Origin of the sequence: Pseudomonas pharyngis, assembly GCF_021602345.1 — a bacterium.
Classification (GTDB): Bacteria; Pseudomonadota; Gammaproteobacteria; order Pseudomonadales; family Pseudomonadaceae; genus Aquipseudomonas; species Aquipseudomonas pharyngis.
This window is the reverse complement of sequence record NZ_BQID01000006.1, coordinates 149795-165813: the sequence shown is the minus strand read 5'-3', so window position 1 is coordinate 165813 and position 16019 is coordinate 149795. Positions and strand designations below refer to the sequence as shown.

At 62.8% G+C, this 16019-nt stretch carries 6 protein-coding genes; 3 read left to right on the top strand and 3 right to left on the bottom strand.

Going from position 1 to position 16019, the window contains the following annotated elements; translation table 11 throughout:
* Positions 1-153: 153 nt before the first annotated feature.
* Positions 154-8808 carry a retention module-containing protein gene (locus tag L6D74_RS14525; RefSeq protein ID WP_236189620.1) on the bottom strand — a complete coding sequence of 2885 codons (8655 nt, stop codon included), beginning with the start codon at positions 8806-8808 and terminating at the stop codon, positions 154-156.
* A gap of 531 nt (positions 8809-9339) precedes the next feature.
* On the opposite strand from L6D74_RS14525, the gene L6D74_RS14520 reads away from it, so the two are divergent.
* From L6D74_RS14520 to L6D74_RS14510, 3 genes are read left to right on the top strand one after another with little or no spacing between them, the layout of a single operon-like run.
* Positions 9340-10698, top strand: coding sequence for a TolC family outer membrane protein (locus L6D74_RS14520; RefSeq protein WP_064383226.1), 1359 nt, complete (start codon positions 9340-9342; stop codon positions 10696-10698).
* Between the two features lie 33 nt (positions 10699-10731).
* Complete coding sequence (locus tag L6D74_RS14515) at positions 10732-12891, top strand: type I secretion system permease/ATPase (protein WP_074691152.1); 2160 nt, start codon at positions 10732-10734, stop codon at positions 12889-12891.
* Between the two features lie 10 nt (positions 12892-12901).
* On the top strand, positions 12902-14263 hold the full coding sequence (locus tag L6D74_RS14510) for an HlyD family type I secretion periplasmic adaptor subunit (protein WP_039772526.1): 1362 nt from the start codon (positions 12902-12904) through the stop codon (positions 14261-14263).
* Positions 14264-14410: 147 nt separating this feature from the next.
* Here L6D74_RS14510 and L6D74_RS14505 read toward each other — a convergent pair whose 3' ends face one another.
* Together L6D74_RS14505 and L6D74_RS14500 are read right to left on the bottom strand one after the other, a co-directional pair.
* Positions 14411-15007 (bottom strand): tRNA-uridine aminocarboxypropyltransferase, encoded by a 597-nt coding sequence (locus tag L6D74_RS14505; protein WP_236189619.1) that lies wholly within the window; start codon positions 15005-15007, stop codon positions 14411-14413.
* 5 nt (positions 15008-15012) lie between these two features.
* Entirely contained in the window at positions 15013-15906 is an 894-nt protein-coding gene (locus L6D74_RS14500; protein WP_039772530.1) for a LysR family transcriptional regulator, read from the bottom strand.
* Positions 15907-16019 lie beyond the last annotated feature (113 nt).

Genomic DNA, 16019 nt, shown 5'->3' with positions numbered 1-16019 from the left:
GGAATGCCTCAATGGACGCTCTGCGTCCGCTGTTTGGGACGCGGAGCGTCCCGGGCTGCATTCCCACGCGGAGCGTGGGAACGATCTACGCGCAAAGAAAAGCCCGCCGTCCCGTTTGATCGGGGCGGCGGGTTTTGTCGTTTCAGCCCTCAGTTACACCGTGTCCACCTTCAACGAATGATCATTCAGCATGCCGTTGATGATCGTTGCCGTGTCGTGCCCGCTGGCGATCAACCCACCCGCCCCCGGCGTCACACCGTAGTGGCTGGCGAGGTTGACGCCCGCCAGGTCGATGGTCTGGCTCGGCGTGGCGCCGGCCATGGCGCTGACGTCGATGCTGGTCATGACCGAGGCGCCGCTGCCGGTGACGGTGAAGTGCAGGTAGTCATCCAGTGACGCCGCGGTGCCGTTTTCACCTTGCAGCAGTTGCGACAGGTCGAGCTTGTCGGTGCCGGGGGTGAAGTCGGTGACGAGATCGTGACCGCTGTTGCCCTTGAGCCACTGGAAGGTGTCGGCACCAGACCCGCCGGTCAGGGTGTTGTTGCCCATCCCGCCGATCAGCAGGTCGTCACCGCCGCCGCCATTGAGGATGTCGTTGCCCAGACCGCCGTTGATCACGTTGTTATTGTTGTCGCCGGTGAGGGTGTCGTTGAAGTTCGAGCCGACGAGGTTTTCGATACCGGTCAGGGTGTCTGTCCCGGCACCAATGGTGTTTTGCGCACCGAGCAGGCCGAGGTTGACCGTCACCCCGGCGGTCGCATGGGCGTAGCTGGCGGTGTCGATGCCGGTGCCACCGTCGAGCAGGTCGTTGCCCGGGCCGCTGTAGAGCAAGTCGTTGCCGGCGCCGCCGTGCAGTTCGTTGTTGCCGGAGCCTGCGGTCAGCACGTCGTTGCCGTCGCCGGCGTTGATGATGTTGTCGCCGGTGCCGGCCACCAGTACGTCATCGCCCGAGGTGCCGGTGAGGGTGTGGCCGTCCTGATAGCTGATGGTCACGTTCGCCGTGTCGCTGCCGCCGTGGTTGTCGTTGGCGGTGTAGGTGCCGTGGTAGTCCGGGGTGATGTCGTGGGCCCCGGCGTAGTTAAGGGTCATGGTCAGCTGGTAGTTCTCCGCCGCGTTGGCGTTGCTGCCCGTGGTGTTGCTGATGTTGGTGATGTGGATCTGGTAGACGCCATCGGACGTCGCGGTCAGGGTTTGGCCGTCCGCGAGGGCGATCCAGGCGCCGCCGTTGATCGAGTACTCCATGGTGATGTGACCGGCCGCCAGGTTGTGGTCCAGGTTGAGGGTTTCGCCCTGGCGCAGGTTGACGGTGATGCGGTCTTCATCGTTGGCGTTGGTGTTGGTCACCGCGCCGAGGTAGCCGCTGACCACCAGCACGGCGGTCATGGTGGCGGCGTTGACGCTGAAGGAATTACGCACGTTGGCCAGGTTCTGGTTGGCGGCGGTGTTGGCGTTGGTGCCGGTGAAGCTGATCGCGCCGCTGCCGGTAAAGTCTGCCGCTTTGGAGACCCAGCCGGTGTTGAACGAGGTTGGCGTGGCGTTGAGGGTATCGCCGTTCGGGTCGGTGTCGTTGGCCAGCAACAGCTCGCCCGGCACCACGATGTTGCCCGACAGCACGTTGGTGATGATGTGGTCGTCCGCCGCCACCGGAGGCGCGTTGGGGATCACTTTCACGGTCAGCGTCGAGCTGGCGAGGTCGCCATCGTTGTCGCTGAGGGTGAAGCCGATGTTTTCGGTGATCACCACAGCGGTGGTTTTCTGCGAGGTGTAGCTGTAGTCACCGGTGTCGAGGTTGACCACCAGGGTGCCGCTGTTGTTGGTGGCGATGCTCAGGGTGTTGTTCACCGTGTTGAACGTGCCGTGGTTGGCGCCGCCGCTGGCGACCAGTGAACCCTGACCGCCGTTGGCTTTCGGGTCATAGGTGTAGGTGGTGCCGTCGACCACGATGGATTTGATGAACCCGCCATCGGCGCCGAACGTACCGCCCTCGCCCAGCAGCGAACCGGTGACCGGCGCGCCCTGCACCGTGCCGGACAGCACCGAATTGAGTTGATTAAGGTCGGTGACCACCACCGCGTTGGTGTTGGTGTGGGTGATGCCGTCGTACGCCAGCGGATCGAGGTTGGCGTTGCTCACGCCGCTGCCCAGGCCGATCGCGTAGTTCTTGATGTTGTTGGCATCGAGGAACGCCTTGAGCGTCGCTTCGTCGGCGGTGCCGATGTCACCCTCGTTGGGTTTGCCGTCGGAGAAGAAGTAGCCGACGTTCTGCGCCCCGGTGAGTTTGCCCGAGGTGTTGAACGCGTTGTACATGGTCGCCACAGCGGCGTCGTAGTTGGTGCCGCCGCCCGCGCTGAGGCTGGCCAGAAGGGTCTTGGCCGTCGCGACATCGACCCACACCGAAGTGCGGTCGGTGGCGTTGCTGCTGAAGGTGACGAGCTGCACTTTCACATCGCCCAGATCGTCGTACTTGTCGAGCAAGGCGCTGATCGCCTGCTTGGCCAGTTCCAGCCGCGACAGGCCCGGCACGCCGGAGGCATCGGCCATGCTGCCGGAGATGTCGAGGACGATGAGGATGTTGGAGTCGATCTCCACCGCCGCCACCGAACGATCCGACGCCACCGCTTTTGGCACGTCGTCGACGATGTTGACCACGATGGTGCTGGTGGTGCTGTTGCCCAGCGCATCGGTGGCTTTGTAGGTGAAGCTTTCGCTCAGGGTGTTCGGCCCGTCGTTGGCGTTCGGCACGGTTTTCGGCGCCGAGGTCAGGGTGTAAGTGTAGGTGCCGTCGGCGTTGAGCTGGATCTGCCCGTAAGTGCCGGTGGCGCTGCCGACCAGGGTGTAGGTGATCGCCCCGCTGCCGCCGCTGACCGAACCGACCAGCGTGCCGGTCGCGGTTTCGCCGGTGTTGCCCGGCTCGCTGCCGGTGACCGTGCCGGGGGCCAGGTCTTGTCCGTCCTGGGTCAGGTCGAGGGCTTTCTCGTAGACGGTCACGTCCTGATCGGTCGAGGCCACAAGCTTGCTGTCGGCGACGTTGACGGTAATGGTGGTGGTGCTTTCGTCACCGTCACTGTCGCGGATGGTGTAGGTGAAAGTATCGGTAGCGCCCGGTGGGCTCACCGAGTTCGGGTTGCTGTGATAGACCGCGTTGCCCGCCGCATCGAGGGTCAGGTAACCGTAGTTGCCGTTGATGTTGCTGTTGAGGCCGCCGATGGCCGAAGTCGCGGTGTTGCCGCCGGCGCGCACGCCGACCACGATCGCCGCGCCATCTGCGCCGCTGATGTCGTTGCCCAACACGCTGATATTGAGCGTGCCGCCCTCCGCCACCGAGCCGGTGTCGGGTTTGGCAGTCGGCAGGTCATCGATGATGTTGACGTTGATTTGCCCGGTCGCAGTGCTGCCATCGGTGTCCGTCGCCACCACGTTGAAGTTCTCGGTGAGGCTGTTGGCGCCGTTGGCGTTCGGGTGAGTTTCGTTATCCACCAGGGTGTAGCTGTAACTCACCACGCCGGTAGTCGGGTTGTAACCGGTGATGGTCAGCGTGCTGCCCAGCGGGGTGACGGTCGATTGCGGGAAGCCGGCGGCCACGCCGTTGGTCATCACGGCGATGCCACCCACGGTCAGGGTTTGCAGACCGTCGAGCGCGGTGACGGTGAAGGTGCCGCTCTGGGTCAGCGCCGGGGTGTCGGGACTGGTGCCGTCGCTGAGGTTTTTTTCGTAGACGGTGAGTTCGCCGCCATACACGTCGAGACCGTTGAGGACCACCGGATCGTCGTTATTGTGAATGTTCAGCACCAGGTTGGCGGTGCTGGTGTCGCCATCGGCATCGGTCAGGGTGTAGGTGAAGGTCTCGGTGCCGTTGCCACCGCCGTGCAGATTCTTGAAGTCTGCATCGTTGGTGTTCAGCGTGTAGGTGTAGGTGCCGTTGGCATTGAGCACCAGGGTGCCGTAAGTGCCGGTGAAGGTGCCGGGGGTGATCGGGCCGGCATTCGGACCGGTTGCCACCACGTCGGCGCCCTGCACGTCGTTGGTCAGCACGTTGCCGTTGAGGGTCAACTGGGTTTCCGACGCGGTGCTGGCGTTGCTGTCGTTGATCGCCTTCGGCACGTCATCGACGATGCTGACCACGAGGGTGCTGGTGACGACGTTGCCCAGCGAATCGGTGGCCTGGTAGGTGAAGGTTTCGGTCAGGGTGTTGGCGCCGTCGTCGGCGTGCGGGGTGGTGCTGGCCGGTGAGGTCAGGGTGTAGGTGTATGTGCCGTCGGGGTTGAGCACGATCTGCCCGTAGTTGCCGGTGGCGCTGCCGACCAGCGCATAGCTGATTGCACCGACCGCGCCGGTGACCGAGCCGACCAGTGTGCCCGACGCGGTTTCCCCGGTGCTGGTCGGATCGCTGCCGGTGACCGTACCAGGGGCCAGGTCTTGCCCGTCCTTGGTCAGGTCGAGGGCTTTTTCGTAGACGGTGACGTCGGTGTCGCTGACCGCGCACAGTTGGCTGTTGTAGACGTCGATGGTGATGGTGGTGGTGCTTTCGTCACCGTCGGAATCGCGCACGGTGTAGGTGAACACGTCCACCGCACCCGGGCCGCTCACGGCATTCGGGTTGCTGTGATAGACCGCGTTGCCGTTGGCGTCGAGAGTCAGGTAACCGTAAGTGCCGTTGATGTTGCTGTTGAGGCCGCCGATGGCCGAGGTCGAGGTGTCGGAGCCGGCGCGCACGCCCACTACCGCGCCACTGGCTGCCGGGCCGTCGGCGCCGCCGATGTCGTTGTCCAGCACGTTGCCGCTGACGGTGCCGCCCTCCTGCACCGACGTCGCGTCGGGTTTGGCGGTCGGCAGGTCGTCGATGATGTTGACGTTGATCTGTCCGGTGGCGGTGCTGCCGTCGGTGTCCGTCGCCACCACGTTGAAGTTCTCGGTGATGCTGTTGGCGCCGTTGGCGGTCGGATGGGATTCGTTATCCACCAGGGTGTAGCTGTAGCTGACCACGCCCGTGGCCGGGTCGTATCCAGTGATGGTCAGCGTGCTGCCCAGCGGGGTGACGGTCGATTGCGGGAAGCCGGCCGCGACACCGTTGGTGATCACGGCAATGCCACCCACGGTCAGGGTTTGCAGACCGTCGAGGGCAGTCACAGTGAAGGTGCCGCTCTGGGTCAGTGCCGGGGTGTTGGGGCTGGTGCCGTCGCTGAGGTTTTTCTCGTAGACGGTGAGTTCGCCGCCGTTGACGTCGAGGCCGTTGAGGTACACCTGATCGTCGTTGTTGTGGATGTTCAGCACCAGATTCGCAGTGCTGGTGTCGCCGTCGGCATCGGTGATGGTGTAGGTGAAGGTCTCGGTGCCGTTGCCGCCGCCGTGCAGGTTTTTGAAGTCTGCATCGTTGGTGTTCAGCGTGTAGGTGTACGTGCCGTTGGCGTTCAGCACCAAAGTCCCGTAAGTCCCGGTGAAAGTGCCTGCGGTGATCGGGCCAGCATTCGGGCCGGTCGGTACGCGGTCGGCGCCTTGCACGTCGTTGGTCAGGACGTTGCCGCTCAAGGTGAGGTTGGTTTCCGAAGCGATGCCGGCGTTGCTGTCGTCCACGCCTTTTGGCAAGTCGTCGACGATGTTCACGTCCAGCGTGGCGTTGGCGGTGGTGCCGTTGTCATCGACCACGGTCACGGCGAACTGCTCGTTCAGCACGTTGGCGCTATTGGCGGTTGGATGCGCTTCGTTGTCGACGAGGGTGTAGCTGTAGCTGACAACGCCGGTGGCGGCGTTGAAACCGGTGATGGTCAGGGTGCTGCCCAACGGAGTGACGATGGATTGCGGGAAGCCTGCCGCCACTCCGTTAGTGACCACGGCAATGCCGCCGATGGTCAGCGTGGTGACGCCATCCAGCGCGGTGATGGTGAAGGTGCCGCTTTGGGTCAGGGCTGGCGCATCGGGGCTGCTGCCGTCGCTGAGGTTTTTTTCGTAGACGGTGAGTTCGCCGCCATTCACGTCGAGGCCGTTGATGATCACCGGGTCGTCGTTGTTGTGGATCTGCAGGACGAGGTTCGCGGTGCTGGTATCGCCGTCGGCATCGGTGATGGTGTAGGTGAAGGTCTCGGTGCCGTTGCCGCCGCCGTGCAGCGCTTTGAAGTCGGCGTCGCTGGTGTTCAGCGTGTAGGTGTAAGTGCCGTTGGCGTTCAGCACCAAGGTTCCGTAAGTACCGGTGAAAGAGCCCGCCGTGATCGGGCCGGCGTTGTCGCCGACAGGCACGCGGTCGGCGCCTTGCACGTCGTTGGTCAGGACGTTGCCGCTCAAGGTGAGGTTGGTTTCCGAAGCGGTGCCAGCGTTGCTGTCGTCCACCCCTCTTGGCAGGTCGTCGACGATGTTCACATCCAGCGTGCCGTTGGCGGTGGTGCCGTTGTCATCGACCACGGTCACGGCGAATTGCTCGTTGAGCACGTTGGCGCCGTTGGCCGTCGGGTGAGCTTCGTTGTCGACCAGGGTGTAGCTGTAGCTGACGACGCCGGTGGCGGCGTTGAAACCGGTGATGGTCAGGGTGCTGCCCAGTGGCGTAGTCACCGATTGTGGGAAGCCTGCCGCCACACCGTTGGTAACCACGGCAATGCCGCCGATGGTCAGCGTGGTGACGCCGTCCAGCGCGGTAATGGTGAAGGTGCCACTTTGGGTCAGCGCTGGAGTGTCGGGGCTGCTGCCGTCGCTGAGGTTTTTTTCGTAGACGGTGAGTTCGCCGCCATTCACGTCGAGGCCGTTGATGATCACCGGGTCGTCGTTGTTGTGGATCTGCAGGACGAGGTTCGCGGTGCTGGTATCGCCGTCGGCATCGGTGATGGTGTAGGTGAAGGTCTCGGTGCCGTTGCCGCCGCCGTGCAGCGCTTTGAAGTCGGCGTCGCTGGTGTTCAGGGTGTAGGTGTAAGTGCCGTTGGCATTCAGCACCAAGGTTCCGTAAGTCCCGGTGAAAGTGCCGGCGGTGATCGGGCCTGCGTTTTCACCGACAGGCACGCGGTCGGCGCCTTGCACGTCGTTGGTCAGGACGTTGCCGCTCAAGGTGAGGTTGGTTTCCGAAGCAGTGCCGGCGTTGCTGTCATCCACACCTTTTGGCAGGTCGTCGACGATGTTCACATCCAGCGTGCCGTTGGCGGTGGTGCCGTTGTCATCGACCACGGTCACGGCGAACTGCTCGTTCAGCACGTTAGCGCCGTTGGCATTCGGGTGCGCTTCGTTGTCAACCAGGGTGTAGCTGTAGCTGACGACGCCGGTTTCAGCGTTGAAACCAGTGATGGTCAGCGTGCTGCCCAGTGGCGTAGTCACCGATTGTGGGAAGCCTGCTGCCACACCGTTGGTGACCACGGCGATGCCGCCGATGGTCAGCGTGGTGACGCCGTCCAGCGCGGTGATGGTGAAGGTGCCGCTTTGGGTCAGGGCTGGCGCATCGGGGCTGCTGCCGTCGCCGAGGTTTTTCTCGTAGACGGTGAGTTCGCCGCCATTCACGTCGAGGCCGTTGATGATCACCGGATCGTCGTTGTTGTGAATCTGCAGCACGAGGTTCGCGGTGCTGGTGTCGCCGTCGGCATCGGTCAGGGTGTAAGTGAACGTCTCGGTGCCATTGCCACCGCCATGCAGATTCTTGAAGTCCGCATCACTGGTATTGAGCGTGTAGGTGTAAGTGCCGTTAGCGTTGAGCACCAACGTGCCGTAAGTGCCGATGAAGGTGCCGGGGGTGATCGGGCCGGCGTTGTCGCCGACAGGTACACGGTCGGCGCCTTGCACGTCGTTGGTCAGGACGTTGCCGGTCAGCGTCAGTTGAGTCTCTGTCGCCGTACCGTTGTTGTCATCGAACGCTTTCGGCACGTCGTCGGTGATGTTGACGTCGAGCGTGCCAGTCGCGGTGTCGCCATTGCTGTCGCCGGCAATCACAGTGAACTGTTCGCTGAGGTTGTTCGTCCCGTCGCCCGCTGCGTGGGTTTCGTTGCCGTTGAGGGTGTAGCTGTAACTGACCGTGCCGGTGGCCGGGTTGTAGCCGGTGATGGTCAGGGTGTTGCCCAGTTGCGTGGTGATCGATTGCGGGAAACCGATCGGCACGCCACCGACGATCACGTTAATGCCGCCGATGCTCAGGCTGCTCAGGCCGTCCGGCGCCGACACCGTGAAGCTGCCGGTCTGGGTCAGCGCGCCCGGGTTGGCAGCGGAACCGTCGGGCAGATTGGCTTCGTTAAGATTCAATTCGCCACCGGCAACAGACAGCCCGGTGAGTGTTACCGGGTTGTTGACTGGCGGGGGTGGTGGAGCGATCGGCGCGGTGTCGTCACCGTTGTCGATCACCGCGTTGTGGCGTTCTTCGGGAAACTCGGGAATGCCATTGAAACCGGCGGTGGGGAAACCGATGACCGGATCGACCCGGCCGGCCACTTCGGTCAATAACACGAAACTGTGGCCGCCACCCAATGCGCCCGGCGCACCACCGGTGGCTCCAGGGCCGGCCGCCGTCGCTTCGGCCGATTGAGTCGGGTCATCGCCGGCGGCAATGGCTTTCTGGATCTGTTCGACGTCGGTCAGTTGCGACTCGCTCGGGGTCACCGCTTCCGGTGCATTGACGTGGGCGGCCTGATCGGCGAGCAACTGGCCGGTCATGGTCAGGCTGCTGTCGCGGCCGAGGGTCAGTTCCTGGCCGTTTTGCAGATGGACGGCAACCGCGCCCTCCGCCCCGGTGATCAATTGATCCCCTGCAAACAGCCGATCGCCTTCGACCAATTGGCGCCGACTGCCGTCTGCTGATTGAGCGAAAACCTGACCAATGACTTTAGTGACGATCCCGATGAGCGTTGCCATGTGCATTCCTCCGCTGCCGACCACCGTCGGCGCTGGTTAGCGAAGCAGCCCATGGCTCAAGCGGGTTGTCGGGGCGACGCTCGCACCTCGACAGTTCGTTTCGCAGGTTGTGCAGGTTCAGAAACTCCAGCGCAATTAAGCACTTGGAATCTCTGTTCGCTGCAGCAGGCCCACTAGCGCTACGTAACGGTGGTGAATCACCCGAGTGACAAAAATCTGTCGCTCATCAGCCGCTACGCGTCCCTCCCCTTTAGCAGTACTTCGCCGTATGTCGCAAAGTGAGTGGAACTTTCCTCAAGCCTTTCTGTGCTCCCTAAAGCGCATAAAACAAAGGCTTTCGAGTGGAACAATGTGCTGGATTTGGCGAAGCGCATAAGTTTTTTTTGGCATAACCCTTATGAAAATTTTTTCTTAGCTACGCTTCAGGATGTTCTTAGCTCTGTTGTTACAGGCATGAAACGCTTTCTACTAAAAATATCGTCAATAAATTGGCGACAGCGAAACACCATCAGGACTCAGGGAGATGCACCCATGCGCGTACTAACCCCCCTCTGCAGCGCGGTTTTGCTGGCCATGGCTTGCACTTCCCAAGCCCAGGCCATGAACCTCACCGAAGCGATCCAGAGCACCATCGCTACCCACCCCGAACTGGCCTCGCGCGTGGATGCGCGCCTGTCGGCTGATGAACAGGTGAAGGTCGCCAAGGGCGGCTTCTATCCGTCGGTGGATCTGAACGCTGCTTACGGGCGCGGCTACAGCGACAACACCAACACCCGGGCCTTCGGTAACCACCACACCGAAATCCTCAATTACACCCAGTCCGAGCTGCGGCTGCGGCAGATGCTGTTCGACGGTTTCAACACCGCCAACGAAGTCGAGCGCACCAAAGGTGTTTCCAACTCGCGTGCCTATTACGCGCAAGGCACCGCCCAGGACCTGGCCCTGCGCACCATCGAGGTCTACCTCGAAGTGCTCAAGCGTCGCGAACTGGTGACCCTGGCCAAGAACAACCTGCAGGCGCACTTGCGGGTCAACGACCAGATCGGCCTGCGCACCGAGCGCGGCGTGGGAAGCACCGCCGACTCCGATCAATCGGTGGCCCGTAAGGCGCTGGCGCAGAACAACCTCGACACCGCCGAAGTCGATCTGGCGGATGCCGAGTCGAACTTCTACAGCGTGGTCGGGCGCATGCCGGATGAGCTGGAAACCCCGGCCTCGACCCGCGGCGAATTGCCCGCCACCTTGCCTGAAGCCCAGCAGAGCATGGTCGAGAACAACCCGTACCTGAAATCTGCCCAGGCCGACGTGCAATCGGCCGAGAGTCAGTACGAAGTCGCCAAGTCGCCGTTCTACCCGCGCTTCGACGCGGAAGCCGCCGTCGGCGCCAACAACAACGTGCAGGGTGACGAGGGCCACGACAACGAATGGCGGGTCGGCGTGGTGATGAACTACAACCTGTTCCGTGGCGGCAGCGACAAGGCGCGACTGGCCTCCGACGCGCACCAGATCAACCAGGCGATGGACATCCGCAACAACGCCCTGCGCCAGCTCAACGAGAACATTCACCTGGCCTGGAACGCCATGCTCAACGCCAAGAAACAGACCCCCACCGCCCGCGAATACGCCGAGACCACCAAGCGTGTGCGCGCCGCGTATCAGGATCAGTTCGGCCTCGGCCAGCGCACCCTGCTGGACGTGCTCGACAGTGAAAACGAGCTGTACAACGCCAACCGTCGCTACACCGAAATCCGCTACACCGAGGAATACTCGATGTACCGCGTGCTGGCGAACATGGGCCAGTTGTTGAGCAAGCAACGGGTGGTGCTGCCGGCCGATGCGATTGCCGCGACCGAGGTGAAAAACGAAGCGCGCTTGCCTGAACTGAAGTAGTCCCGATGATGTAGTGCCAGGGGAGCGATCAATATGACCAGCATGCAACCCGGTAACACCGGGATCGATCCGCGGCTGAGCTTCGATGACCCGTTGCTCGACGGTCTGTTGATCCTCTGCAAACTGCATGGCGCGACGGTCAGTCGCGCCAGCCTGAGCGCCGGGCTGCCCCTGGACAAACAACGCCTGAGCCTGGACCTGCTGCCCCGCGCCGCAGCCCGGGCCGGGTTGCAGGCGCGTTTGCTGCGCCGGGAACTCAAGGACATTTCACCGCTGAACCTGCCGGTGCTGTTGTTGCTGGGCAACGGGCGCACGGCAGTGCTGCGGCGTTTTAGCGAAGACGGCAAGGCGCTGATCCTGCCCAGCGAAGCCGACGGCGGCGAGCAATGGGTCAGCCGTGAAGAGCTCACCGAACACTACAGCGGCCAGGCCTTGTTCGCCCGGCCACGGCATGAACTGGAAGACCTGCGTTCACCGCTGGTGCCACGGGTGCAGGCGTGGTTTCGCGACACGTTGAAACTGTCGAAATGGCTGTACAGCGACGCGATCCTCGCCAGTTTCCTGATCAACCTGCTGGGCCTGATGGTGCCGCTGTTCGTCATGCAGACCTACGATCGCGTGGTGCCAAACCAGGCCACGTCGACCCTGTGGGTGCTGGCCATCGGGCTGCTGATCGGCACCGGTTTCGAACTGGTGCTGCGGGTGGTGCGCGCGCACCTGCTGGACACCGCCGGTAAGAAAACCGATGTGATCCTTTCTGCGACTTTATTCGAGCGCATCACCGGTATGGCAATGAAAGCCCGGCCGGCGACCATCGGCGGTTTCGCCCAGAGCATTCATGACTTTCAGGGCCTGCGGGAATTCCTTACCGCCGTGACCCTGACCAGCCTGATCGACCTGCCCTTCGTGGTGTTGATGCTGGTGGTGATCGGCCTGCTCGGTGGCTGGCTGGTGGTGATTCCACTGCTGGCGTTTCCGATCACGATCGTGTTCGCGATGATCATTCAGGTCCGCCTGCGCGACACCGTGCAGAAAAGCCTGAGCCTCGGCGCCGAGCGTCAGGCGTTGCTGATCGAAACCCTCGGTGGCCTGGAAACCCTCAAGGCCTGCAGCGCCGAAAGCGAGCGCCAGCACAAATGGGAAAGCACCCACGGCGCCCTCACCCGCCTCGACAGCCACGCGCGTAATCTCTCGGCGCTGGCCACCAACGGCACGCTGTTCATCCAGCAGTTTTCGGGGATGGCGACAATTGTGGCCGGGGTCTACAGCATCATCGCCGGCAACCTCAGCGTAGGCGCGCTGGTGGCGACTTACATGCTCGGCAGCCGCGTGCTCGCGCCGCTGGGCCAGATCGCCGGGCTGATCACCCGCTACCAGCAAGCGCAACTGACCATGAAAAGCACCGATGCGCTGATGTCCCTGCCTCAGGAACGCGACGGCAAACAGCGGCCGCTGGAGCGCACGCAACTGCAAGGTGCGCTGGACGCCAACGCGGTGACCTTCCACTACAACGGTCAGAACGCCCCGGCCCTGAGCAACGTCAGTTTCAGCGTCAGACCCGGCGAACGGATCGGCATCATCGGCCGCAGCGGCTCGGGCAAAAGCACCCTGGCGCGACTGGTGATGGGCTTCTACGAACCGGACGAAGGCCAGTTGCTGCTCGACGGCCTCGACCTGCGGCAACTGGATGTCGCCGACCTGCGCCAGCAGATCGGCTACGTCGCCCATGATCTGCCGCTGCTGGCCGGCAGCCTGCGCGACAACCTGACCCTCGGTGCCCGCTACATCAGCGATTCACGGATGCTCGAAGTGGCCGAACTGACCGGCGTCACCGAGCTGGCCCGGCAACATCCGCAAGGCTTCGACCGGCCGGTGGGCGAGCGCGGGCAACTGCTCTCCGGTGGCCAGCGCCAAGCCGTACTGCTGGCGCGGGCGCTGTTGCTCGACCCACCGATCATGCTGCTCGACGAACCGACCAGCGCCATGGACAACAGCAGCGAAGACGTCTTGCGCCAGAAGCTGCACGGCTGGGTGCAGGGCAAAACCTTGTTGCTGGTCACCCACCGCACTTCAATGCTGAGCCTCGTGGACCGGTTGCTGGTGCTGGACAACGGCCGGATCGTCGCCGACGGTCCGAAAGAAGCGGTCATCGATGCGCTGCGCAAGGGCCGGGTCGGCTCGGCAGCGGTCTAGGAGTTACCCCATGTCTGCTTCATCACCTTCAAAACCCCGCGGTTACTTCGACAGCTTCGGTAAAAGCGCCGAAGCCGAATTCATGCCGGAAACCGCCGGTGCTTCGCTGCAGGATTCGCCACGCTGGTCGCGCATCACCGTGTGGCTGGCGGCGGCGCTGCTGATCAGTGCGCTGGTCTGGGCCAAGTTCGCGGTGTTGCAGGAAGTGACCATGGGCGAAGGCAAGGCGATTCCGTCGAGCAAGGTCCAGGTGATTCAGAACCTCGAGGGCGGTATCGTCACCGAGATCTTCGTGCGCGAAGGACAAATGGTCGATAAGGGCGACAAACTGCTGCGCCTGGACGACACGCGGTTTCTGTCGAACAAGGGTGAGAGCGAGGCCGATCGTTATGCCTTGACCGCGCAGGTCGAACGCTTGTCCGCCGAAGCAGAGGGCCGGCCGTTCAAGCTGTCGGACGAAGTGATCGCCAAGGCGCCGCAAGTGGCCGAGGACGAGCGTTCGTTGTACGAACAACGGCAGCGGCGGCTGGCCAGCGAACAGAGAACCCTCAGCGAACAGCTGCGGCAGAAGACTCAGGAGCTGGCGGAGTTTCGCTCGAAACAGGGGCAATACAGTTCGAGCCTGGCGCTGGTCAATCAGGAAATGAACATGTCCGAACCGCTGGTCAAGACCGGTGCCGTGTCACCGGTGGAGATCCTGCGGCTCAAGCGCAGTGCCGTGGAAATCCGCGGTTCCCTGAACGCCACGACCCTGGCCATTCCCCGCGCCGAATCGGCCATCGCCGAGATCCGCAGCAAGATCGACGAATCGGAACAGACCTTCCGCTCCGAAGCGGCCAAGGAGCTCAACGAGAAACGTACCGACCTTTCGAAAATCACCGCCTCGAGCATCGCCATCGACGACCGCGTCAGCCGCACCACCGTGACTTCGCCGGTGCACGGGGTGATCAAGCAAATGAAGGTCAACACCATCGGCGGCGTGGTGCAGCCGGGCAGTGACATGGTGGAAATCGTGCCGCTGGAAGACAACCTGCTTATCGAAGCCAAGGTCCGCCCTCAGGACGTGGCGTTCCTGCATCCGGGCCAGAAAGCCATGGTCAAGTTCAGCGCCTACGACTACACGATCTACGGCGGGCTGAGCGCGAAGCTTGAACTGATCGGCGCCGATACGATTACCGACGACAAGGGCAACAGCTTCTACCTGATCCAGGTGCGCACCGACAAAAACCATCTGGGCGGGGATGTGAAACCGCTGCTGATCATTCCGGGGATGGTGGCGACGGTGGACATCATTACCGGGGAGAAAAGTGTGCTGGATTACCTGCTAAAACCGGTACTCAAGGCCCGGACCGAGGCGATGCGCGAGCGCTAATTCTGCTCAACATTGTCGGTGATGTGACCATTGCAATCGCTAGCAGGCTAGCTTCCACAGGAGATTTGCTGTGAACTCAATTTTGCATTCACAACCAATCCACTGTGGGAGCTAGCCTGCTAGCGATATGGCCAGTACGGACAGCTCCTATCTTTCGCCATGATTGCGCTGAAAGGTCTCCTCCCCCATCGCCGCAATCTGCCCCTCGATCAACGCCTCGAACGGCTTGAGCAACGGCTCGAAAGAGGCCGGCGCTTCCAAGGTCTGCAACGCCTGCACAATCGCCTCAATCGTCGACAACGCCCCCGGCCCCGGAGCCTTGCGCAGCCGATACCGCGAAACCCCGCCCTCCGCCAAAGTCACCCGTGGCAACGCCGCCAGCAGCGGATTGAGGTGCAGCATCTTGCGCGCCTTGCGCCATGTGCCATCCGGCACCACCAGCAACAGCGGTTCATCGGACGCGGCGTAAGCCTGCATCGGCTGCGCATCATCCGCCGGGAACAACAACCGTGCCCGATACCCCGGCCGGTTCAGCAGCGCGGGCAAATCCTCGAATACCTCACCGACGATCAGCTCGGCATTGTTCAATCCGAGCGCTGCCAGCCGTGCGGTGTTGAGCGCGTGATTGACCTCGCTCGGGTGCTGCAACAGCAATACTCGGGTACAGCTGTGGAGGCTGGGGATCAGCGGGCACAGGCAATGGGTTTGTGGGCGCAGGCAGCGCGGGCATTGGGGTCTGGACATGTTCTTTATGCCTGATTGAGCTGCGCTTTGAGCAGATCGCGGAAGGTCTGGATCAGCGGCTCGCGGCTGCGGCCACGGCGCATGATCATGGAAAACGGCGCCTGATAACCGAAGGTCGCCGGCAGCAGCACCCGCAGGTCGCCCTTGTCGGCCCAGGCCTGGGCGTAGTGCTCCGGCAGATAACCGATGTAGGCGCCGGACAGCACCAGAATCAGCTGCGCTTCCATACTTTCCACCGTCGCGGCGCTGTGTTTGAAACCGTGGCGCGCCAGTTCGGCCTGGCTCCAGTAACCGCGTCCGACCATGCGTTGCTGGGTGATGACCTGTTCGGGAATCCGCCGTTCGTTGAACAGCGGGTGCCGGTTGCTGCAATACAGCCAGTGCTGCTCGCGGTACAGCGGCATGTACACCAGACCGCTCATGCGCGTGGAGAACGCGCCGATGGCCAGGTCGAGGCGGTTGTCCTGCACGCCGAGTTGCAGTTCATACGGGCTCATCACCGACAGATGCAAATGCACCGCCGGGTGTTCCTGGCTGTAGGCGCCGATGGCTTCGGCGAACGGCAAGGCCTTGTCGCTGACCGTGGAGTCGATCACCCCGAGGTTGAGGGTGCCGCGCAACTCGCCCTTGAGCGCGGCGGCGTATTGCTCGAAACCTTCAAGCTCCGCGAGCAGGCGCAGGGTTTCCTGATGGAACAGCTCGCCCTTGCTGGTCAAGCTGAAACCGCCGCGCCCGCGATGGCACAGCACCAGACCCAGCGCGGCTTCGAGCTGACTCATGTAGGTGCTGATCGCCGAGGTCGACAGGTTGAGTTCCTGCTGCGCGTTGGCAAACCCCTGATGACGCACGACGCTGACGAAGATGCGCAACAGTTTCAGGTCGGGTAAAGCGTTGGCCATGTCTACTCCGGGGCTGGGAACTGTGTCGTCTGTTGGAACCACCCCTCACCCCAGCCCTCTCCCCAAGGGGGAGAGGGGGAAAGGGAGCCGATCTCCATGGCCTTCAAATTCTG

Bases quoted from the DNA above. Each gene is read 5' to 3' on its own strand.
- L6D74_RS14510 (WP_039772526.1), top strand. From the start codon at position 12,902: ATGTCTGCTTCATCACCTTCAAAACCCCGCGGTTACTTCGACAGCTTC.
- L6D74_RS14500 (WP_039772530.1), bottom strand. From the start codon at position 15,906: ATGGCCAACGCTTTACCCGACCTGAAACTGTTGCGCATCTTCGTCAGC.
- L6D74_RS14520 (WP_064383226.1), top strand. From the start codon at position 9,340: ATGCGCGTACTAACCCCCCTCTGCAGCGCGGTTTTGCTGGCCATGGCT.
- L6D74_RS14525 (WP_236189620.1), bottom strand. From the start codon at position 8,808: ATGGCAACGCTCATCGGGATCGTCACTAAAGTCATTGGTCAGGTTTTC.
- L6D74_RS14505 (WP_236189619.1), bottom strand. From the start codon at position 15,007: ATGTCCAGACCCCAATGCCCGCGCTGCCTGCGCCCACAAACCCATTGC.
- L6D74_RS14515 (WP_074691152.1), top strand. From the start codon at position 10,732: ATGACCAGCATGCAACCCGGTAACACCGGGATCGATCCGCGGCTGAGC.